Source organism: Roseovarius sp. CH_XMU1461, from assembly GCF_037027165.1.
Taxonomy (GTDB): domain Bacteria; phylum Pseudomonadota; class Alphaproteobacteria; order Rhodobacterales; family Rhodobacteraceae; genus Roseovarius; species Roseovarius nubinhibens.
The window spans coordinates 543,515-565,215 of sequence record NZ_JAYMDV010000003.1; the positions used below are offsets into that span (position 1 = coordinate 543,515).

Here is a 21,701-nt window from a genome sequence, read left to right on the forward strand (position 1 = left end):
CAGCAGATGATCATCAATCACCCTTTGCTCGGCCCCCGCGACGCGGCGGAATTCGTCTATCTCGGCGATGCGAGCCTCATCGACCGCCCCGATTGGCAAGACCCGGACGCGGCCGAGAAATTCTATGAATACGGCTATTTGCGCGACAACCCGGCGGGCCAGCATCAGGAGCTCTGGTATCACGAACAGGGCGACCGGTCCTGGCTCGTGGTGACCCGCGACACGCTGAGCCATGAAATTACCAAGGTGGAACTGGCCCGCGACGTGGCCAAGGCACGGGGACGCGACAAATGAGCCAGATCAACCGGATCGACGGCGGCCAGATCGACCGCTCCAAACTGCTGAGCTTCACCTTCAACGGGCGTGAAATGCACGGCCACCCGGGCGACACGCTCGCCTCGGCGCTGCTGGCCAATGGCCAGATCCTCGTCGGGCGCTCGTTCAAATACCACCGGCCGCGCGGCATCCTGACCGCCGGTTCGGAAGAGCCCAACGCGCTGGTGCAGCTGCGCAGCGGTGCCCGGCAAGAGCCCAACACCCGCGCCACGGTGACCGAGCTGTTCGATGGCCTGACCGCCACCAGCCAGAACCATCGCGGCCCTCTCGAATTCGATCTGATGGCGGTGACGGATTTCGCCTCGCCCTTCCTTTCGGCGGGCTTCTATTACAAAACATTCATGTGGCCCCGCGCCTTCTGGGAAAAGCTCTACGAGCCTGCGATCCGCTCGTCCGCCGGTCTTGGGCGGCTCTCGATGCAGGACGACCCGGACCACTATGACAAGGGCTTCCTGCATTGCGATCTTCTGGTCATCGGGGCCGGGCCTTCGGGGCTGGCAGCGGCGCTGACGGCGGCACGCTCGGGCGCACGGGTCATCCTCGCGGATGAGGATTTCACCCCCGGCGGGCGGCTCAATTCGGAAACCCTGTCGGTCGACAACATGGCCGGGGCCGATTGGGCGCGCATGGCGGTGGCAGAGCTTGCCAGCCTGCCCAATGTGCGGCTGATGACCCGCACCACGGTCTATGGGGCCTATGATCACGGCACCTATGGCGCGCTCGAACGCTGCACCGATCACCTCGCCGACAGCGGCGGCAAGCCGCGTCAGGTGCTGTGGCGGATCTATTCCAAACGCGCCGTTCTGGCGGCCGGGGCCACCGAGCGCCCCATCGCCTTTGGCAACAACGACCGCCCCGGCGTGATGATGGCAAGCGCCGTGCGGACCTATGTGAACCGGTTCGGCGTGGCACCGGGCAAGCAGGTGGCGGTGTTCACCAACAATGACGACGGCTGGCGCACCGCCGCCGATCTCGCCGCCCGTGGGGTGAGCGTCGTGGCGATCATCGACAGCCGCGACAAGCCCGCCGTCTGCGACGTGCCCGGCGCCCGCCATATCCGCGGCGCGGCGGTCAAGGACACGGTCGGGCGCAAGGCGCTCAAATCCGTCACCCTCACCGATGGGCAAGTGATCCCCACCGATTGCCTCGCGGTCTCGGGCGGCTGGAACCCCAACGTCCACCTGACCTGCCACCAGCGCGGCCGCCCGAACTGGCGCGACGATCTGCAGGCCTTCGTGCCGGGCGACAGCCTGCCCGTCGGCATGCAGGTGGCCGGGGCCGCCAATGGCGCGATGACGTTGGGCGCGGCGCTGGCCGAGGGCCACGCACAGGCCGCCCGTCAGCTCGACGCGCTCGGCCTCACCGCCAAGGGCAGTGCCCCGCAGGCCGAGGACGAGCCGCGCGACTGCGCCGGGTTCTGGCATGTGAAGGAAAGCGCCAAGCGCGCCTGGGTCGACCTACAGAACGACGTGACCGTCAAGGACATCAAACAGGCCAACCGCGAAGGCTTCCGCTCGGTCGAACTGCTCAAGCGCTATACCACCATGGGCATGGCCACCGATCAGGGCAAAACCTCGAATATCGCCGGGCTCGCCATCCTCGCCGAGGACGCGGGCAAGACGATCCCCGAGGTCGGCACCACGATCTTCCGCCCGCCCTATACGCCGATCCCGATCGGGGCGCTGGCCGGGCGCGCACGGGGCAAGGATTTCCGCCCCTATCGCCTTACCCCCTCGCATAAATGGGCGTCCGAGAATGGCGCGACCTTTGTCGAAGTCGGCAATTGGCTCCGCGCCCAATGGTATGCCCGTCCCGGCGAACAGGGCTGGCGCGATTCGGTGGACCGCGAGGCGCTGCAGACCCGGCAATCGGTCGGCATCTGCGACGTGACCACGCTGGGCAAGATCGACATTCAGGGCCGCGACGCCGCTGAGTTCCTCAACCGCGTCTATTCCAACGCCTTCCTGAAGCTGCCGGTGGGCAAGGTCCGCTACGGTCTCATGCTGCGCGAAGACGGCATCGCCTATGACGATGGCACCACCGCCCGGATGAGCGAGAACCACTATGTGATGACCACCACCACCGCCAATGCGGTGCTGGTCTTCCGGCGGCTCGAATTTGCCCGGCAATGCCTCTGGCCCGGTCTCGACGTGCATCTGATCTCGACCACCGATGGCTGGGCACAGTTCGCCGTGGCCGGTCCCAACGCCCGCAACCTGCTGCGCAAGGTGGTGGATGAGGCGCATGACATCTCGAACGAGGGTTTCCCCTTCATGGCCTGTGGCGAAGTCACGGTCTGTGGCGGCATGCCCGCGCGGCTCTTCCGCATCTCCTTCTCGGGCGAATTGGCCTATGAGGTGGCAGCGCCCGCCCGCTACGGCAATTCGATGATGGATGTGCTGATGGAGGCCGGGCGCGAATTTGATGCCGTGCCCTATGGCACAGAGGCGCTGGGCGTCATGCGCATCGAAAAGGGCCACGCCGCGGGCAACGAGCTCAACGGTCAGACCACCGCGCTCAACCTCGGGCTTGGCGGCATGGTCAGCCAGAAAAAGGACTGCATCGGCCAAACCCTGTCGAAACGCCCCGAGATGAACCGCGACGACGCGATCCGGCTGGTGGGCTTCCGCCCGGTGGACCGCAGCAAGAAGCTCATCGCAGGCTCGCATTTCATCACCAAGGGCGATGAGGCGATCATGGACAATGATCAGGGCTGGATGAGCTCGGTCGCCTATTCGCCAAGCCTCGGCCATTCCATCGGCCTCGGCTTTATCAAACGCGGCCATGAGCGGATGGGCGAAATCGTCCGCGCCATGAGCCCCGTCCATGACACCGAGATGGAGGTCGAGATCGTCTCGGCCCATTTCATCGACCCCGAAGGAGACCGGCTCCGTGGCTGATTATTCGCTCATCTCCACCCCGCCTCTGGCCGGGACCGACCTGCGCTTTGGCACCTGCCGGATCACCGCGCCCGCCGATCTGGCCCTCGTGTCGCTCGCGCTGCCGCTCGGCGGCGAAGACGCGGCGCAAAAGGCCATCGCCAAGGCCTTTGGCACCGCCCTGCCCGAGATCGGCCAGAGCGCCGCGGCCACCGATGGGACCACCACGCTCCTGCGGCTGGGTATTGATCAGGGCTTTGTGATGTTCACCCATGCCACGCCCGATGCCGAACGCGTGGTCGCGGCCAAGCTCGGCGGCGCGGCCTACACCACGGATCAGACCGATGTCTGGTGCGCCCTCGACGTGACCGGCCCCGATTGCCGCCGCGCGCTGGAGCGGATCTGCCCCATCGACCTGCATCCCGATGCCTTCACAATAGGCAGTCTGGCGCGCACCACGATGGAACATCTCGGCGTGATCGTAATTCGCACCGATACGGACAGTTTCCGCTTGCTCTCGGCAAGCTCCTCGGCACAGTCATTCCTGCACGCGGTCGAGACGTCCTTTGCCAACGTGATGTGACGCAAGACCGCCCGGACTGAAGGGCAAGGTAAATGGTAAGCTGGACAGGCGAGGCACCGCAGGGATTTCCCTATTGGTGGGAGGCGTTCAAGAACACGCCCGACCCCGAGGATGCCGCGCCCCCCGCCAAGGTCGATCTGCTGATCATCGGCGCCGGGTTCACCGGGCTTTCGGCGGCGATCGCCGCCCATGACACAGGCGCCCGCGTCGCGGTTGTCGATGCGGGCAATCCCGGCTGTGGCGCCTCGACCCGCAACGGCGGCATGTTCGGCGCCCACCCACGGCTCAGCCATCCGAAACTCACCGCGCTCTTTGGCGAAGAGACGGCCGATGCGCTCTTTGCCGAGGCCGGCCCGGCCTTTGCCTTTGTCCGCGATCTGATGCAGCGCGAGAAGATCGACTGCGACTATCAGGCGACGGGGCGCATTCAGCTCGCCTGGACCCCCGCCCATGCCGAGAGCCAGAAAACCCTCGCCGCAAGCGTCCGCAGCAAGAGCGACGTGCGCATTGAGACCGTCGACGAGACGGCAATGCGGCGCGAGATCGGCACCGAGCGCTATTATGGCGGGCTGCTCTTTCCCGATCATGGCGCGATCCATCCGGCCAAGTTTCACCGCGGCCTCTGGACCGCCGCCCTGTCGCGCGGCATCCCGGTGAGCGCCAACGCCCCGGTCACCGCACTCGACCGCGACGGCGTGGGCTTTGTCGCCACCACACCGCGCGGCACGATCCGCGCCGCCAAGGTCGTGCTCGCCACCAATGGCTATACCACCCGGCCCTTCCGCTGGCACATGGCGCGGGTGTTCCCGCTGCCGTCCTTTCTCATCGCCACCGAAGAGCTGTCGGAAAACCTTCTGGGCCAGCTCGCACCGGGGCGGCGCATGATGGTCGAAACCCGCGCCCGCCACAGCTATTTCCGGCTCTCGCCCGATGGCAAACGCATCCTCTTTGGCGGCCGCGCCGCGATGCGGGACATCCCGCTCGACCGCGCCGCACGCCGCCAACAGGCCACCATGGCCGAGATCTGGCCCGAACTCGCCGATGTCCGGCTGAGCCATGTCTGGACCGGCTACACCGGTTATTCCTTCACCCATATGCCCCATGTCGGCGACGAGGACGGGCTGCATTACGCGCTGGGCTTTTCCGGCTCTGGCACCGTCATGGCGCCCTATCTCGGGGCCAAGGCGGCCTATCGCGCGCTGGGCGACGCGCGCGGCAAAACCGCCTATGCCGCCACGCCGCTGCGCCGTCACGCGCTCCATGTCATGGAAAAGCCGCATTTCCTCAAGGCGGCGGATCTGTGGTATCGCACATGGGTCGACAGCTGGGACAATCTGCAGGCGCGGCGCGGGCGGTAAGCGCGGATTTTGGGTATTTTGACCCAGAAAGAGCGCAGGCCCCGCGCCTGATTTTCAGAGTCTCGCCAAATTTCTGACAAATTACCTTGATAGCCGGGATTTCTGTCACTTGAGGAAATTCCATGCGTCTCGCCATTCTGGCTCTTCTGGGCCTGTGTCTGATCGGTGTCTCTGGGTCTGCGCAGGCGCAAGCCACGGCGCTCAAACGTCTTGAGACCGGCGACGACAGCCGGGGCTGGGAGGCCGTGGGCCGGCTCGACCTCGACGGGCGCGGGTTCTGCACCGGGGCGCTCATCGCCCCCGATCTGGTCCTGACCGCAGCGCATTGCCTCTATGACAAGGAAAGCGGCGCGCGGATCGATCCCGCCCGGATCGAGTTTCTCGCCGGGTGGCGCAATGGCCGGGCGCAGGCCTATCGCTGGGTGCGCCGCGCCGTGCTGCATCCCGATTACCGCTTTGACGAGAAAACCACCGCGCTGCGCGTGCGCCATGATCTCGCCCTGCTGGAGCTGCACCACCCGATCCGCAACACCCGCGTGATCCCCTTCACCACCGACCATCAGCCCCGCGCCGGTCAGCGCATCGGCGTCGTCTCCTACGCGCGAGGGCGCGAGGATGCGCCCTCCCTGCAGGAGGTCTGCGAGGTCATTGCGCGCCAACATGGCGTTCTGGTGATGTCCTGTGACGTGGATTTCGGAGCCTCCGGCGCGCCGATCTTTAGCTTTGACGACGGCGGTCTGCCCCGTGTCGTCTCGGTGGTCTCGGCCAAGGCCCAGGTCGACGGCCAGAAGGTCTCGCTCGGCACCGATCTCGAAACCCCGCTGGGCCTGTTGCGGGTGATGCTCGATCAGGGCGAGGGGCTCTTGCCGAGCAGCAGCCCGATGATCTCGCCGGTGACCAGCAAACGGTCGACCTCGGCCAAATTCGCCAAGCCATGAGGCTCCGCGCCGCATATCTTTTGCTTGCCAGCCTGATCGCGACGCTGCCGCTCGCCGCCACAGCGGGCAGCGGGCTGGTCAGCCTGACCGAGCGCGACGATATCTTCGGCTGGGAGGCTGTGGGCAAGGTGATGGTCGGCGAGGCGAGCTATTGCACCGGTGCGCTTATCGCCCCCGATCTCGTGCTGACGGCGGCGCATTGCGTCTATGACGACGAGGGCAATCGCCATGCGGTCGCCGAGTTCACCTTTCGCGCCGGGTTGCGCGGCGATCACTTCATCTCGGAAAGCGGCATCGCCGCCGTGGCCGCCCATGCGAATTACCAACCGACCAAGGCGCTCGATGCCGAAAACATCCGCCATGATGTCGCCCTTCTGCGTCTCGCCACCCCGATCCCCAGCGCCACGGCGAGCCCCTTTGCCCTCGCCCGCTCGGACGCGAGTGACCAGAGGGTGAGCGTGGTCTCCTTCGGCCGTGGCCGCGACACCAGCCTCTCGTGGCAGCGCGATTGCGGCGTGCTCGCCGCCCGCGACGGCTGGATGGCCTTCGACTGCAATGTCACCTTCGGCTCGTCCGGCGCCCCGGTCTTCTTGCGCGAAAACGGGCGGCCGCGCATCCTGTCGCTGATCAGCGGTGGCGGCCAATATGAAGGCCGCCGGATCTCCTACGGCATGGACCTGCCCGAGGTGGTGGACCGGCTCAAGGCCGATCTGCGGCGCGCCGGCACCACCGCCATGGCCCCGGCCCCCGCCACGGTCAAACGGCTGCGCGTCGGGCAGGACCGTTCCGGCACAAGCGCGAAATTCGCCCGCCCCTGACCTCTTGAAATCGCCGCGCGATTGCCCAAATCAAGCCTGTTCCGGTGCCCAATGCGGGCCGGAACACCCTCGGCCTGTCCCGGATGGGAAGGCTTCACATATTGGTATCGCTCAACGGAGGATAACCCATGCGTAACCTTGATTTCGCACCGCTTTACCGGGCCAGCATCGGCTTTGATCAGATCGCGGATCTGATGGACCGTGCCCTGACAAATGACGTCTCTGCGCCCAGCTACCCCCCTTACAATATCGAAAAAACCGCCGATGACGCCTATCGCATCTCGGTCGCGGTCGCCGGATTTTCCGATGCCGATCTCGCCGTCGAGGTGAAGGATGGCGCGCTGATCGTCTCGGCCCGCAAATCCGAAGAAGAGGGCGAGCGCACCTATCTGCACCGTGGCATCGCCACCCGCGCCTTTGAACGCCGCTTCCAGCTGGCCGATCATGTGCGCGTGACCGGGGCCAGCCATACCGACGGTATGCTGCATATCGATCTGGTCCGCGAAGTGCCCGAGGCGCTCAAACCGCGCCGCATCGCGATCACCAGCGTCGACAGCACGACCGACAAGGACGTGGTCGACGCCAAGGCCGTCAACTGATCCGGACCGAGGCGGCCGCGCCGCCTCACCCCTCTCGCGCCCCGAGGCCCTCCGGCTGCGGGGCGCAGTCCTTTGCCCCTCTTTCTGGTGGCAAATACCCAGATCCCCGGGCTCAGCCCGGCAAGACGCCCGGGAATTCGGGATGCGCCGCCAAATCGCGCCAGAGCGCATCGTGATGGGCATGTTGCGGACCCGCCAGCCGGGTGAGCGTGATGCTGAGCTCCTGCTCGGGCAACCCGTCCAGATGCCGCAGCCGCCCCGCCGTCAGATGCCCCGCCACCAGGGTGCGCGGCAGCCAGGCGACCCCGATCCCGCTCAGCGCGTATTCCAGCGCCGCGAGGGTCAACGCCGTCTCCGCCTTGAGCGACAGAACCGTGGTCTCGGGCAGCCGCGGCACGATATATTGCCCAAAGACACGGCCCAGAAACACATCCGGCGGATAGCCGATGAGCGGCAGGTGATCCGCCCCGCCCGCCGCCGCCTGCGCCGCGAGCTCCGGCGCCGCCACCGGCACCAGCTGATCCGCGCCAAGCGCCGTCGCCTCCAACCCCCGCACCAAGGTCTGACGCCGCTCGTCAGGAGCCTCATAGGCCATGGCAAATTCGACCTCGCCGGACAGCAGCATCATGAGGCATTCATCGCGGTTGCCCGACCGCACCCGCACCGAGGCCTCGCCGCGCGCCGTCAATTGCCGCACCACCCAGGGCGAAATGGTCGCGGTGATCGCGTGCTGACAGACCAGCGTGAAGGCCTCGCCCGCCTGACTGTCCGAGACCCGCAGGTTGAGCTGCAACCGCCGCAACCGGGCGCTCATCTCGCGCAGCTCCGGCTCGAGCGCGCGCACCCCCGGCAGCGCCACCACCGGCTTGCGCGACCGATCAAAGAGCCGCGTCCCGAGCTTTTCCTCGATCGCCCGCACCCGTCGGGTAAAGGCCGATTGCGTGAGAAACCGCCGCTCGGCCGCCTGCGCCAGCGATCCGGTGTCGATCACCGCAAGAATATCGTCGAGCCAATCCAACTGCATGGCGCGATCATGGCGTGTCGCGCCCTAAAATGCAATTCCTGCAATTTAGACCACCCATTTCGCATTGGAACAGCCGGTCTCGGCATTGTAAGTTGCCGAAAACGCCTTATCAGGAGCCTCCAATGCATCTCGCCCGTTTCCCCCGCCGCTTCATCGCCCACCTGCCCACCCCGCTCGAACGTCTCGACCGTCTGAGCGCCGAACTCGGCGGCCCGGAAATCTGGATCAAGCGCGACGATTGCACCGGCCTCTCGACCGGCGGCAACAAGACCCGCAAGCTCGAATTCCTCATGGCCGAGGCGGAACTGCAAGGCGCCGAGATCGTCATGACCCAAGGCGCGACCCAGTCGAACCACGCCCGTCAGACCGCCGCGTTCGCTGCCAAGCTCGGCATGAAATGCCACATCCTGCTCGAGGATCGCACCGGTTCGAACGAGGCGAACTACAACCACAATGGCAACGTGCTGCTCGACCATCTGCACGGCGCGACCACCGAGAAACGCCCCGGCGGCGGTGATATGAATGCCGAGATGGAAAAGCTCGCCGATGAATGGCGTGCCGACGGCAAGAAAGTCTACACCATCCCCGGCGGCGGCTCGAACCCGACCGGCGCGCTCGGCTATGTCAACTGCGCCTTCGAACTGCTGGCCCAGGCCAATGATGGCGGGCTCAAGATCGACCATATCGTGCATGCCACCGGCAGCGCCGGCACGCAGGCCGGTCTGATCACCGGCCTAAAGGCGATGAATGCGCAAATCCCGCTGCTCGGCATCGGCGTGCGCGCCCCCAAACCGAAGCAGGAAGAAAACGTCTACAACCTCGCCTGCGCCACGGCTGAAAAGCTCGGCTGCCCCGGCGTCGTCGCCCGCGAAGATGTTGTCGCCAACACCGATTACGTCGGCCAAGGCTATGGCATCCCGACCGAAAGCGGCATGGAAGCGATCAAGATGTTCGCCGAGCTGGAATCGATCCTGCTCGATCCGGTTTATTCCGCAAAAGGGGCGGCGGGCTTTATTGACTTGATCCGCAAAGGGCATTTCAAGAAGGGCGAGCGCGTCGTGTTCCTCCACACCGGCGGGGCCGCAGCCCTGTTCGGCTATGATGGCGCGTTTGATTTCTCGTCCCGCTGGGTCGGCTGAGGCCGCTCCGGCCCCATTTTCAAGGCAGAATTGATGCTGACCTCTTTCAAATCCCGCTGGGAAAGCCATTCCGGCGGGATTTTTCTCGCCTGTGTGATCGCCGCTTCGGCGACGTTCCTCTCCGAGCATTACGGCGCGCCCGTGATGCTCTTTGCCCTGCTCATCGGCATGGCGTTCAACTTTCTCTCGACGCATGAATCTTGCGCCAAGGGGATCGAGTTCTCGGCCAAGACCTTGCTGCGTTTCGGCGTGGGCCTTCTCGGCCTGCGCCTCTCCATCGGCGATGTCGAAAGCATCGGCTTCACCGCCGTTGCGGCCGTCGTGGGCTTTACCCTCGCGACACTCGCCTGCGGGGCGCTGTTGTCCTTTATCTTCGGGCGGCGCATGGCCTTTGGCCTACTCGCGGGGGGCTCGGTGGCGATCTGCGGGGCCTCGGCGGCGCTGGCGATCACCTCGGTGCTGCCGCAACGCGCTGGCCGTGATCAGGATGTGCTCTTCGTGGTCATCGGCGTCACCGCGCTCTCGACCATAGCGATGATTGCCTATCCGGTGCTCTTCCAGGGCCTCGGGCTGTCCGATCTCGAAAGCGGCTTTCTCATCGGGGCCACGATCCATGACGTGGCGCAGGTGGTCGGCGCGGGCTACTCGATCAGCGACGAGGCGGGCGTCATCGCCACTTTCGTCAAGATGCTGCGCGTGGCGCTGCTGCCGGTGGTGATGATTATCGTCATGCTCTCCTTCCGGGGCGCACAGAACCAGAAGGTGACGCTGCCGTGGTTCCTCGTGATGTTCATCGCGCTGGCGGTGCTGGCCAACACCGGCCTCATCCCGCAGGCGGTGAGCGAGCTGATCAAAGAGGCGTCGCGCTGGTTCCTCGTCATCGCGATCTCGGCGCTCGGCATGAAGACCAACCTTGCCACCATCGTCGGGGTCAAGCCGAGCTATGGCGCGATCCTGGTGATCGAGACGCTGTTCCTCTTGGGCATCGCGCTCGGCTATGTGATGTGGATCGGTCTCTGATCCCTCCCGTTCTGGCCTCTCTCAGAGGGGCCAGAACACCGGGATCAACGCCGAGGCCAGCACCCCGATGCTGAGGTTGAGCGGCACGCCGATTTTCAGGAAATCCGTAAAGCGATAGCCCCCCGGCCCATAGACCAGCGTGTTGGTCTGATAGCCGATGGGCGTGGCGAAACTGGCGCTCGCCGCCACCATCACCGCCACCACCAAGGCCCGCGGATCGATCCCCATCGCTTCGGCGAGGCCAATGGCAATCGGCGTCACCACCACCGCCACCGCGTTGTTGCTCACCATCTCGGTCAAGAGCGAGGTGAGCAGGTAGATCGCCCAGATCACCAAGAACCCCGGCAACAGCATGAGATAGGGCGCAATCGCATTGACGATAAGCGCCACCGCGCCGCTTTCCTGCAACGCCGCGCCCACCGCCAGCATCGAAAAGATCAGCACCAAGAGCTGTCCCTCGACAAAGGAAAACGCCTCATCGGCATCGATACAGCGCGCCAGCAGGACAAAGGCCATGGCAATCACCGCCAAGAGAAGGATCGGCGCCACGCCAAGCCCGGCCAGCACCACGATGCCGAGAAGGGCAAGGATCGCCAGCGGCGCATGACCCCGGCGAAAGGCCCGCGCCGAGGGCTGCGAGACATCGACAAGATCCATTTCATTGGCCAGCCGCATGATGTCATCCGGCGCCCCTTCCAGAAGCAGCGTATCACCCACCCGCACCACCAGATCATCGAGCTGCCGCCCGATGTTCTGGTTGCGCCGATGCACCGCCAGCGGATAGACCCCGAACCGCCGCCGCAGCCGGAGCGAGCCGAGCGACCGCCCCACCATCTTGCAGCCCGGCGTGATCAGCACCTCCACCGTCTTGGTCTCCACCGCCGACACCTGATCGACGCGCTTAAGGCTCTTGTTGGTCTGCAGGCTCAAAAGCTCGGTGATCTGCGTCCGCAGAACCACCCGGTCGCCGACCTGCAATTCCACCCCTTCGAGATTGCGCCGCAACGATTGATCGCCGCGCACCACGTCGATGAGCCGCACGCCCTCGCGCTTAAAGAGCTGCACCCCCAGCACCTCGCGCCCAATGAGGTTCGAATCCGGCGGGATCACCGCCTCGGTAAAGAATTTCATCTTCGACCGGTCCGACAGCATATCCGCCATACTGTCGCGATGCGGCAGCAGATAGGGCCCGATGAACCGCAGATAGACCATGCCCCAGATCACCAGCACCACGGCCAGCGGCGTCACCTCAAAGATGGTGAACGGCTCGAGCCCCTCGGCCCGCGCCACACCATCGACCAGCAGGTTGGTCGAGGTCCCGATCAGGGTGAGCGTGCCGCCAAGGATCGCCGCATAACTCAGCGGGATGAGCATTTTCGACGCCGGAATGCCCATGGTCCGCGCGATCTGGACGAACACCGGGATCATCACCACCACCACGGGCGTGTTGTTCATCACCGCCGACCCCAGCACCACCAGCGTGAGCAGCATCGCCACCGCCAGCTTGGGGTTGCTCTTGGCCTGGGTCTCGGCCAGCGCGGTAAAGGCTTCGAGCGCCCCGGTGCGCACCATCGCCCCCATGATCACGAACATCACCGCAATGGTCCAGGGCGCCGGGTTCGACAACACCTCCAGCGCCGCATCATAGGGCAGAACCCCCATCAGCAAGAGCGCCGCCGCCCCGCCAAGCGCCACCACTTCGGTCGGGTAGATCTCGCGGATGAACAGGAAAAACATCACGGCCACCACGCCCAGCGTCATCAACGCCACGGTGGTCTGGGACAGGTCTAGATAAGCAATCACTTGGCAACGGCCCCTTCTTGGTTCGAACCATCATCCTCCATGGCCCGCCCCGGCACAAGAACTCTCGGCGCTCGTGGTTGCACGAGAAACATACCGAGCATCATCACCGCCAGCGCCAGCCAGACCCAGCCGGAATAGCTCTCCTGCAACAGGTAGATCGACCACAGCACCCCGGTGGCGGTCACCACATAAGAGGTCTGCGCCGCAAACACCGACCCCGCCCGCCCGACGAGCCAGACATAGGCGGCATAGACCAGCGCGTGAATGCTCGCCGACAGGATGAGCGCGCCCTCCGCCCGGCCAAGCCCCGCTGTCGGGTCGATCCACTGCCCGGTGCCGAGCGCCAGCATGAGGCAAATCGGCAGCCCCAGAAGCGACGCGCCAAACACCACCTGCAACGGGTCGAGCCCGCCGGTGCCCCATTTCGACACGAGATTGCCCTCGGTCGCATAGAACAGCGGCGCGCCAAGCGCGAGGAGGACGAACCCCGCCGCCCAGCCGCCCGACAGGCTCGCCTGCGGCCCGATCAACAGCACGATCCCCACCATGCCAAAGATCAGCCCCAAGAGGCGCTTCGGCCTGAAGCGCTCATTGCCCATGAGGATCGCGATGGGCAGTGAAAACATCGGCACCGACGAGGTGACGATCGACATGATCCCGCCGGGCAATTCCCGCGCGGCGCTGTAGTAGAAAATATCCGGCATCACCGTGCCAAACACGGCCACCATGAGAAACAGCCGCAGATGCGCCCGCCCGATCACCGGCCGCTTGCCGCGCAGCACCATGATGCCACCGCTGATCATCAACACGATGACCATCTGCCAGAAGATGAGGCCAAAGGCCTGATGCCCGGTGCTGACCGCGATCTTGGCCAGCGGGATCGATGCGCCCCAGCCCGCCCCCATGGCCACAAGCATCGCATAGAGCCACAGTTTCTCGGACATGCGCCCTTCCTTCACTCGACCGGGGACGGCCCCGCCTGTTGCAACCGACCGCCCTGCCGGACCATCTCGATCCGCGTGGCCAGCCCGGTCTTGTCATCGGTCTCGACATAGATCCCCGACAGCGTCGCCTCGCCAAGCGCCGGCTCGAACCGGGCCTTCGGCATGCCGGTGACAAAGCGGCGCATCGGCTCGGCCTTATCCATGCCGATGATGCTGTTGTAATCGCCGCACATGCCGGCATCGCTGAGATAGGCGGTGCCCTTGGGCAGGATCATCGCATCCGCCGTCGGCACATGGGTATGGGTGCCCACCACAAGGCTCGCCCGGCCATCGCAATATTGCCCGACGGCCATCTTTTCGCTCGTTGCCTCGCAATGGATATCGACAATCGCCGCCTGCACCCCACCGCCGAGACGATGGGTGTTGAGCGCGCCATCGAGCGCCGCGAACGGGTTGTCAAAGGGCCGTTTCATGAACACCTGGCCCAGCACCTGCGCCACGAGGATCTTGCGCCCGCGCCCGTCCTGGAACACCCGCGCGCCCTGCCCCGGCGCGGCCGGGGCGAAATTGATCGGCCGGATGATCCGGGTCTCTTGGCCGATATGCTGCGGCATGTCCTTTTGGTCAAAGGCATGATCGCCGAGCGTGACCACATCGGCCCCCGCCTCAAACAGCGCAGTGGCATGACCGGCGCTCAGCCCCATGCCATTGGTCGCGTTCTCGCCATTGACCACCACGAAATCGAGCCGCCACGCCGCGCGCAGCCGCCCCAGCTGTTCGGAGACCGCCTTGCGGCCGGCCCGCCCCATCACATCGCCCAAGAATAAAAGTCTCATGTCACGGTGTTAGGCCGCGTCACGCCCAAGGGCAAGCGGCCTCGCACCCGTGCCGAAACAATTGCCGCTGCGCGCCGCCCCTGCTACAGTCGCCGCCAATGAGGCAGAGCAGGCCCAGGGCATATGACGGCATTTCGCGAATACCAACGGCTTGAGGCCTCGGGCCTCTGGCGCGCCAAGCCCGGCGCGCAACGGCTCGAGGTGATCGTGTCGATCGGCGATGCCACGCTCGTCATCAGCGATATGAACGACCGGCCACTGACCCATTGGTCGCTGCCCGCGCTGCACCGCGCCAATCCCGGCGACACCCCGGCGCTCTACCATCCCGATGGCGACCCCGGCGAAACGCTGGAACTGGCCGAGAACGAGACCGAAATGGTCGCCGCCATCGAGAAGCTGCGCAGCGCCATCGGCCGCGCCCGTCCCCAGCCGGGCCGCTTGCGCCGGCTGATCATGCTCGGGATGTTCGCCTCCGTCACCGCGCTCATCCTGTTCTGGCTGCCCGGACAGCTGCGCCGCCACGCGGTCACCGTGGTGCCCGATGTCAAACGCGAAGAGATCGGCGATCTCTTGGTCGACGCGATGCGCGGCATCACCGGCCCCGCCTGTGACGACCCCTCGGGTCAGGCCGCTCTCGCCCGTCTCGCCCTGCGCCTCGCCGGTCCGAACGGGCCGCCGCGGCTTTTGGTGCTGCCCGACGGGGTGCGCGACACGGTGAGCCTGCCGGGCGGCATCATCCTGATCAGCCGCGCTTTGGTCGAGGATTACGAGGATCCCGACGTGCTCGCCGGGTTCATCATCGCCGAAAGCCTGCGCAGCCAGAAAGAGGACGCGCTCAACCGGATGCTCCTCGCCACCGGCCCGCTCTCGACCGCGCATCTCTTGACCACCGGCGACATGCCCGAGGGCAGCCTGCGCGACTATGCCAAGGACATCCTGTCGCGCCCCACCGCCAATCTCGACGCGACCCTGCTGCTCGAGACGTTCAAATCCCGCTCCGTCCGCTCAAGCCCCTATGCCTATGCCCGCGACATTTCCGGCGAATCCACCCTGTCGCTGATCGAGGCCGATCCTTTCGCCGGGCAATCGCTGGAACCGGTGCTCGACGATGGCGACTGGATCCGCCTGCAGGGCATCTGCGGCCAGTAACCCCCACCATAGAAAAAGGGCGCCCCATCGGGACGCCCCTCGCCTGTCTTAGACACCTGCGCCCCGCCTCAGCGGCGCACTTTCGCATTGCCGAACCCGGCGTTGCGGATGCGGGTCAGCGCGGTGCTGAGCCGGGCCTGATCCGTGTAGGGCCCTGCCAGAACGATGGCATAGGATTGCCCGCCCTTGGTCAGCGTCCCGAGCCGCGCCTGTTCGCCACTGAGAACCACCTGACGCGCCGCCTCCTTGGCCGCATCGCGGCTGGCAAAGACACCGGCCTGAACATAGCTCTTGGCGATCGGCTTACTGCTCTGCACGCTGGCCTGTTTGGTGCTCACCCGGGCCGGAACCACAGCGCTCACCCCGAGGCTGGCAGACCCGCCCGCCTTTGGCCGGATGCCGCCACGGCTCGACACCACGGGCGCGCTCCGGGATTTGCTGCGCGCGTTGCGGGTCGACACCACCTGCACGCCCGCCGCCTCCATCTGGGCATAGCTCGTATAGGGATATTGCAGCCCGGGATAGGCCTCGGTCACCACACGACCCGTCTGCCGCACGACAAGCTTGCGCGGCACGGTCTTGGTCCAGATCAGCTCCATCTGGCGCTTGCCCTGGAAATATTGCTGGGCGCGATAGGGGTTGAGACGGTCATCTTCCCACACCGGCTCATAACCCTGCGGCACATAGAGGCCCTGACGGGCAACACGCTGCTGCGCATAAACATGACGCGGCACCACCCGCACCGGCGGGCTTTGCACGGCGGCGGCATCGCCATAGCTGGTGCCGCCCACCATCACCTGACGCCCCGGCAGACGCTGGGTATAGGCGCTGTCGGCGGGCTCATAGGCTTGCGGCGCGATATTATAGCCCGACCCGCCGACCAATACCTGACGACCGGGGTAATAGGGCTGCTGGCCGCGGGCTTCGCGGACCGGCACCGACCGGACCTGCCCAGATTGAACCGGCGCCGCTTGCACGACCGTCTTGCCGCGCACCACACCATTATGCGGCGCTTCGGCCTGCGGGCCACAGCGCACCGCACGGCCCGAGGAGGCCATATAACGCGCCGAGGTGGCGCTCAGACCGGGGCAGCTCGAGACCACGCGACGGGTCGCGGCGGGCGTGACGGTTTTCTTGGCGACGGGTGCGGCCTGCACCTGCGGCTTCGGCTCGGCCGGGGCTGTGGGGCGCACCAGAACCGGGGCCACCGCCACGCGGCGCGTCTGCACTACGCGGGTCTGTGTCTGGGCCGGGGCAACACGGCGCACCGGCTGGGGCGCCGGTTTGGCACGCGGTGCGGCCTGAACGACGGTTTTCTGCGGCGCGGGCTTGGCCTTGACCACCCGCTTGGGCGCCGGGGCCGGCTGCGGCGTCGGCGCATCGGCGATCACCGGCACCTTCTGGGCCGGTGTCTTCGCAAATGTCGGTTGATATCCACAGACCACCTGTCGGCTTCGCGCCACGCGCGGCACCCAGGTAACGTTGCCATCAATGCCCGCGCGGATGAACACGCAGCCATTGCTGTCGACATATTGCCGTCCCGTATAGGAACTTGGCGGAAACTCGGCCGGCTCGCCCACTTCGCGGATGGATTTCGCCTGAGCAACGCTCAGGACTCCGGATGCGGCGATCACGGCAATCGCAATCACTCTGGTCAGTTTCATATTGCCCCCACAAGATGTAGGGGTAGCTTGCCTTAAAAAGCGGACGCCGTAAACTATAAATCACGGGGGTCCAAGCCCCCGCCATCGGCTATTTCGTGCCGAACATCCGGTCCCCAGCATCGCCCAGACCCGGCAGGATATAGCCTTGCTCATTGAGCCCATCGTCCAGCGACGCGGTCACCACCGGCACATCGGGATGCGCCTCTTTCATGCGCTGCACGCCCTCAGGCGCCGCCAACAGGCACAAAAAGCGGATATCCTTGGCCCCGGCCTTCTTGACCATGTCCACCGCCGCCACGCTCGAATTGCCGGTGGCGAGCATCGGATCGACCAGGATCACCAGCCGCTCGTCGAGCCGCTCGGGCACTTTGAAATAATACTCGACCGGCTGCAGCGTCTCTTCATCACGGTAAAGACCGACAAAGCCCACCCGCGCCGAGGGGATCAGCTCGAGCATCCCGTCCAAAAGCCCATTGCCCGCCCGCAGGATCGAAATCAGCGCCAGCTTGCGCCCAGCCACAACCGGCGCGTCCATTTCCACCATCGGGGTCTCGATGCGGCGCATCTCGGTGTCGAGATTGCGGGTCACCTCATAGGCAAGAAGCTGGCTGATCTCGCGCAGAAGCTGCCGGAACACCGCGGTCGATGTGTGCTTGTCCCGCATCAGGGTGAGCTTGTGCTGCACGAGCGGATGCTCAACGACGGTCAGATGCTGGTCCATGAAACCCCTCCGGTAGAAAACTGGCGTTTCCCTCTCTTACCCAGATGCGCGGGCAAAGGGCAACATGACGATTGCAGCGCCGTCGCGTCCTCCCTCCGCCTCGGGATACCGCCCACGCCGCCTCTGCGCGATTGCGCCCGCGCCCTGCTTGGGGCAATCTCGCGGCAACCATCACGGCAAAAATTGCATGTGCCAAAAAATGGTTTAATGTTAAACCAAGTTTCAGTTCCGCCCGAGGAGGCCCCATGACCGACACGCCCCGTGATGACATTCCCCGTGATCCTGCCCGCCAAGCGGCGCTCGATTATCACGAGTTTCCGACCCCCGGCAAACTCGAGATCCGCGCCACCAAACCGATGGCCAATGGGCGCGATCTGAGCCGCGCCTATTCCCCCGGCGTGGCCGAGGCCTGCCTTGAGATCAAGGCCGATCCCACCACCGCCTCGCGCTATACCGCGCGCGGCAATCTGGTGGCCGTCGTCACCAATGGCTCTGCCGTGCTCGGTCTCGGCAATATCGGCGCGCTGGCCTCCAAACCGGTGATGGAGGGCAAGGCCGTGCTCTTCAAGAAATTCGCCGGCATCGACTGTTTCGACATCGAGGTGAACGAAAGCGATCCGGAAAAGCTCGCCGATATCGTCTGCGCGCTCGAGCCGAGCTTTGGCGCGATCAATCTCGAGGACATCAAGGCCCCTGATTGCTTCGTGGTCGAAAAAATCTGCCGCGAACGGATGGGCATCCCGGTCTTTCACGACGATCAGCACGGCACCGCCATCGTCGTCGGCGCGGCGGCCACCAACGCGCTGCATGTGGCGGGCAAACGGTTCGAGGACATCAAGATCGTCTCGACCGGCGGCGGCGCGGCGGGCATCGCCTGCCTCAACCTGCTGCTCAAGCTTGGGGTGAAACGCGAAAACATCTGGCTCTGCGACATTCACGGGCTGGTCTATGAAGGCCGCACCGAGGATATGAACCCGCAGAAATCCTGCTTTGCCCAAAAGACCGACAAGCGCACGCTCGCCGATGTGATGGACGGGGCCGATCTCTTTCTCGGCCTCTCCGGCCCCAATGTGCTGAGCCCCGAGCTCGTCGCGAAAATGGCGCCCAAGCCGATCATCTTCGCCCTCGCCAACCCGACGCCGGAAATCATGCCCGACGCCGCCCGCGCCGTGGCCCCCGATGCGATCATCGCCACCGGGCGCAGCGATTTCCCCAATCAGGTGAACAACGTGCTCTGCTTCCCGTTCATCTTCCGCGGCGCGCTCGACGTCGGCGCGACCGAGATCAACGACGCGATGCAGCTCGCCTGTGTCGAGGGCATCGCCGAACTGGCCCGCGCCACCACCTCCGCCGAAGCCGCCGCCGCCTACAAGGGCGAACAGCTCACCTTCGGCGCCGATTACCTGATCCCGAAACCGTTCGACCCGCGCCTCGTCGGCATCGTCTCGACCGCCGTTGCCCGTGCCGCCATGGAAACCGGCGTCGCCACGCGGCCGATCGAGGACATCGCCGCCTACAAGGCCAAGCTCAACGCCTCGGTGTTCAAATCCGCCCTGCTCATGCGCCCGGTCTTCGAGGCCGCCCGCCATGAAAGCCGCCGCATCGTCTTTGCCGAGGGCGAGGATGAACGCGTGCTGCGCGCCGCCCAGGCGATGCTCGAGGAAACCAGCGAACAGCCCATCCTCATCGGCCGCCCCGAGGTGATCGAAACCCGCTGCGAACGGCTCGGCCTCGTCATCCGCCCCGGCGATATCACCGTGGTGAACCCCGAAAACGACCCGCGCTACCGCGACTATTGGGGCAGCTACCACGCCATCATGCAGCGCCGCGGCGTCACCCCCGATCTCGCCCGCGCGGTGATGCGCACCAACACCACCGCCATCGCCGCCGTCATGGTCCACCGCGAAGAGGCCGACAGCATGATCTGCGGCACATTCGGCGAATATCGCTGGCATCTCAACTATGTGACCCAGGTGCTCGGCGACGCCCATCACCACCCGCATGGCGCGCTGTCGCTGATGATCCTCGAGGACGGGCCGCTCTTTATCGCCGACACCCATGTCCGCGTCTTCCCCACCCCCGAGGAACTGGCCGAAACCGCCATCGGCGCCGCCCGCCATGTCCGCCGCTTCGGGATCGAGCCCAAGATCGCCTTCTGCTCGCAATCGCAATTCGGCAACCAGGGCAGCGATTCCGGCAAACGCCTGCGCGCCGCCATTGCGCTGCTTGACGCGAAACCCCGCGATTTCTGCTATGAGGGCGAGATGAATATCGACGCCGCGCTCGATGCCGATCTGCGCGCCCGGCTCTTGCCCGACAACCGGATGGAGGGCGCCGCCAATGTGCTCATCTTCTCGAATGCCGACGCGGCCTCGGGCGTGCGCAACATTCTCAAGATGAAGGCCGGCGGGCTCGAGGTCGGGCCGATCCTGATGGGCATGGGCAACCGCGCCAACATCGTCACCCCGGGCGTCACCGCGCGCGGCCTTCTGAACATGTCGGCCATCGCCGGGACACCGGTGGCGAAATACGGCTGACCACATAAAGGACGCCGCCGGTCCTCCCTGAACCGGCGGCGTCCGATCCTGCTAGAAAATCACTTCTTGGTCGGTTTTGTGCCGGGTTTCGCCGGCTTTGCCTTTTTGTCGCCCATGGCAACTGCACCCTGTGCAAAAACGGGGCGGCACCGCGCCGCACCCTGCCTTCAGAACTACCATGGAATCACCCTCTGCTCTGGTGCATTTTCGACCTCGGAAATGTCGAAAACAGGCGGGTTAGCGACGTTCTGCCAGGCCGCAGATTTCCGCTGCCCGCCGCAAAAAGGGCGAGAGCCGCCGCCCGCTGATCAGGCTCGTCGCGACAATCCCCGCGATCACCGCGCAGAGCCCCAGAACCGCCATCGGCGCGCCGGTGGTGAGGCCGAAAAACAGCAGGCTGTCATTGCCCCCCGGCAAGAGAACACCGCCGAGCCCCATGAGAAACCCGCCGGCAAACCGCTTGACCAGCCGCCGCCAGCCGGGCCAGCGCAGCTCGAACCCGTCGGGGATCAAAAGCCCCGCCACAATCGCCCCCGCCACCACCAGCGCGGCGATCAGCACCGACAACAGATCGGCCATCGACAGATCGGCAAGCAGGGTGATCCAGGGAAACTCCCGATGCAGCACCGCGAGCGAGGTGAAACACCCTGCCGCCACCGCAATCGCCACGCTGCCGGTCACCGCCCGGCCCAGATTGACCGCGCCGCGCAGATGGAGCAGCACCAGCCGCCCGAGAAACAGCGCCGCAATCGCCCAGAGCGCCAGCGACCATGGCAGCACCGGCCCGGCGCGCATCGCCGCCGCCTCAAGGTCGAGAAATACCGCCCCCTGCATCGCGATCCAGAGGCCAAGCCCGGTCAGGAAATATTCGAACCGCCCGGTGCCGATCTGCGCGATCACGCCAAAGGCACAGGCCCCGTTCACCGCCGCGCCGACCCCGAAAACAAAGGCCCCCAAAAGCCCGATCACCACCGGCTGGCTGAAGCTCATGCCGATGGGATAGGCGCCGAGCAGCACCAGCGCCACCAGCGCCCAGCCCGTGCCCTCAAGGATCAGCAGCATCCGATCCGGGTTGCGCCGCCGCAGCAGCGCCTCGGTCGCCGCCACCAGACAGACCGACCCGGCGCGCAGCGCCAGACCGAGGGCAAAGGCCATCGCGAGAACCACATAGAGACTGTCGATCATGGCCCCTCCCGCGCCCAGATCATTTTGCAACTTTGCAAGCTCTCCGGCCCCTTTGCAACGACAAGACACCGCCGCCCGCCCTTTGCAAAGCGACGCCGCCCAAACCTCGGCCCGCGCTGAATTAATCCGCCGCCGGTGCCGGTCTGACCCGGAACGGGCTTGCTGTTG

Annotated in this window: 18 protein-coding genes; 11 read left to right on the forward strand and 7 right to left on the reverse strand. The window is 65.6% G+C overall.

The window, feature by feature from the left end; translation table 11 throughout:
• Positions 1–6 precede the first annotated feature (6 nt).
• The 7 genes from WA237_RS11800 to WA237_RS11830 all read left to right on the forward strand — a co-directional run bounded on the left by WA237_RS11800 (position 7) and on the right by WA237_RS11830 (position 7,511).
• Entirely contained in the window at positions 7–294 is a 288-nt protein-coding gene (locus WA237_RS11800) for a sarcosine oxidase subunit delta (protein ID WP_009813943.1), read from the forward strand.
• A complete protein-coding gene (locus WA237_RS11805; protein WP_336097873.1) occupies positions 291–3,236 on the forward strand; it encodes a sarcosine oxidase subunit alpha family protein in 2,946 nt (981 codons plus the stop codon). Before WA237_RS11800 ends, WA237_RS11805 begins: the two co-directional genes overlap by 4 nt.
• Positions 3,229–3,798, forward strand: coding sequence for a sarcosine oxidase subunit gamma (locus WA237_RS11810; protein ID WP_336097874.1), 570 nt, complete (start codon positions 3,229–3,231; stop codon positions 3,796–3,798). The genes WA237_RS11805 and WA237_RS11810 overlap by 8 nt, the downstream gene beginning before the upstream one ends.
• A 32-nt stretch (positions 3,799–3,830) precedes the next feature.
• Positions 3,831–5,156, forward strand: coding sequence for an NAD(P)/FAD-dependent oxidoreductase (locus WA237_RS11815; RefSeq protein WP_336097876.1), 1,326 nt, complete (start codon positions 3,831–3,833; stop codon positions 5,154–5,156).
• A 122-nt stretch (positions 5,157–5,278) separates the two neighbouring features.
• Positions 5,279–6,094, forward strand: coding sequence for a trypsin-like serine peptidase (locus WA237_RS11820; RefSeq protein ID WP_009813939.1), 816 nt, complete (start codon positions 5,279–5,281; stop codon positions 6,092–6,094).
• The gene (locus WA237_RS11825; protein WP_336097879.1) at positions 6,091–6,912 is read left to right on the forward strand and encodes a trypsin-like serine peptidase; all 822 of its coding nucleotides are present in this window, start codon (positions 6,091–6,093) and stop codon (positions 6,910–6,912) included. The genes WA237_RS11820 and WA237_RS11825 overlap by 4 nt, the downstream gene beginning before the upstream one ends.
• 128 nt (positions 6,913–7,040) lie before the next feature.
• Positions 7,041–7,511: an Hsp20 family protein gene (locus WA237_RS11830; RefSeq protein WP_336097880.1), complete on the forward strand. Its 471-nt coding sequence runs from the start codon at positions 7,041–7,043 to the stop codon at positions 7,509–7,511.
• Positions 7,512–7,623: 112 nt separating this feature from the next.
• On the opposite strand, the gene WA237_RS11835 is transcribed toward WA237_RS11830, so the two are convergent.
• Positions 7,624–8,535, reverse strand: coding sequence for a LysR family transcriptional regulator (locus WA237_RS11835; RefSeq protein ID WP_336097881.1), 912 nt, complete (start codon positions 8,533–8,535; stop codon positions 7,624–7,626).
• A 122-nt stretch (positions 8,536–8,657) separates the two neighbouring features.
• Here WA237_RS11835 and WA237_RS11840 point away from each other — a divergent pair, with 122 nt between their 5' ends.
• On the forward strand, positions 8,658–9,674 hold the full coding sequence (locus WA237_RS11840; protein WP_009813935.1) for a D-cysteine desulfhydrase: 1,017 nt from the start codon (positions 8,658–8,660) through the stop codon (positions 9,672–9,674).
• 33 nt (positions 9,675–9,707) lie between these two features.
• Complete coding sequence (locus WA237_RS11845) at positions 9,708–10,694, forward strand: YeiH family protein (RefSeq protein ID WP_009813934.1); 987 nt, start codon at positions 9,708–9,710, stop codon at positions 10,692–10,694.
• Positions 10,695–10,715: 21 nt separating this feature from the next.
• On the opposite strand, the gene WA237_RS11850 is transcribed toward WA237_RS11845, so the two are convergent.
• Genes WA237_RS11850 through WA237_RS11860 form a run of 3 tightly spaced genes read right to left on the reverse strand, consistent with a single transcriptional unit; the run spans position 10,716 to position 14,277 of the window.
• Complete coding sequence (locus WA237_RS11850) at positions 10,716–12,455, reverse strand: SLC13 family permease (protein WP_009813933.1); 1,740 nt, start codon at positions 12,453–12,455, stop codon at positions 10,716–10,718.
• A gap of 38 nt (positions 12,456–12,493) precedes the next feature.
• Positions 12,494–13,441 (reverse strand): DMT family transporter, encoded by a 948-nt coding sequence (locus tag WA237_RS11855; RefSeq protein WP_336097882.1) that lies wholly within the window; start codon positions 13,439–13,441, stop codon positions 12,494–12,496.
• A gap of 11 nt (positions 13,442–13,452) precedes the next feature.
• Positions 13,453–14,277 (reverse strand): TIGR00282 family metallophosphoesterase, encoded by an 825-nt coding sequence (locus tag WA237_RS11860; protein ID WP_336097884.1) that lies wholly within the window; start codon positions 14,275–14,277, stop codon positions 13,453–13,455.
• A 123-nt stretch (positions 14,278–14,400) separates the two neighbouring features.
• Here WA237_RS11860 and WA237_RS11865 point away from each other — a divergent pair, with 123 nt between their 5' ends.
• Positions 14,401–15,426, forward strand: a complete 1,026-nt coding sequence (locus WA237_RS11865; protein ID WP_009813930.1) for a hypothetical protein — start codon at positions 14,401–14,403, stop codon at positions 15,424–15,426.
• 68 nt (positions 15,427–15,494) lie between these two features.
• Here the strand turns inward: WA237_RS11865 and WA237_RS11870 are convergent, their stop codons facing one another.
• Together WA237_RS11870 and upp are read right to left on the reverse strand one after the other, a co-directional pair.
• On the reverse strand, positions 15,495–17,090 hold the full coding sequence (locus WA237_RS11870) for an SPOR domain-containing protein (RefSeq protein ID WP_336097887.1): 1,596 nt from the start codon (positions 17,088–17,090) through the stop codon (positions 15,495–15,497).
• Between the two features lie 88 nt (positions 17,091–17,178).
• Positions 17,179–17,811 carry a uracil phosphoribosyltransferase gene (gene upp, locus WA237_RS11875; protein ID WP_009813928.1) on the reverse strand — a complete coding sequence of 211 codons (633 nt, stop codon included), beginning with the start codon at positions 17,809–17,811 and terminating at the stop codon, positions 17,179–17,181.
• A gap of 245 nt (positions 17,812–18,056) precedes the next feature.
• On the opposite strand from upp, the gene WA237_RS11880 reads away from it, so the two are divergent.
• On the forward strand, positions 18,057–20,348 hold the full coding sequence (locus WA237_RS11880) for an NADP-dependent malic enzyme (RefSeq protein WP_336097890.1): 2,292 nt from the start codon (positions 18,057–18,059) through the stop codon (positions 20,346–20,348).
• Positions 20,349–20,585: 237 nt separating this feature from the next.
• On the opposite strand, the gene WA237_RS11885 is transcribed toward WA237_RS11880, so the two are convergent.
• Complete coding sequence (locus tag WA237_RS11885; protein ID WP_336097891.1) at positions 20,586–21,533, reverse strand: YeeE/YedE thiosulfate transporter family protein; 948 nt, start codon at positions 21,531–21,533, stop codon at positions 20,586–20,588.
• Between the last annotated feature and the right edge of the window lie 168 nt (positions 21,534–21,701).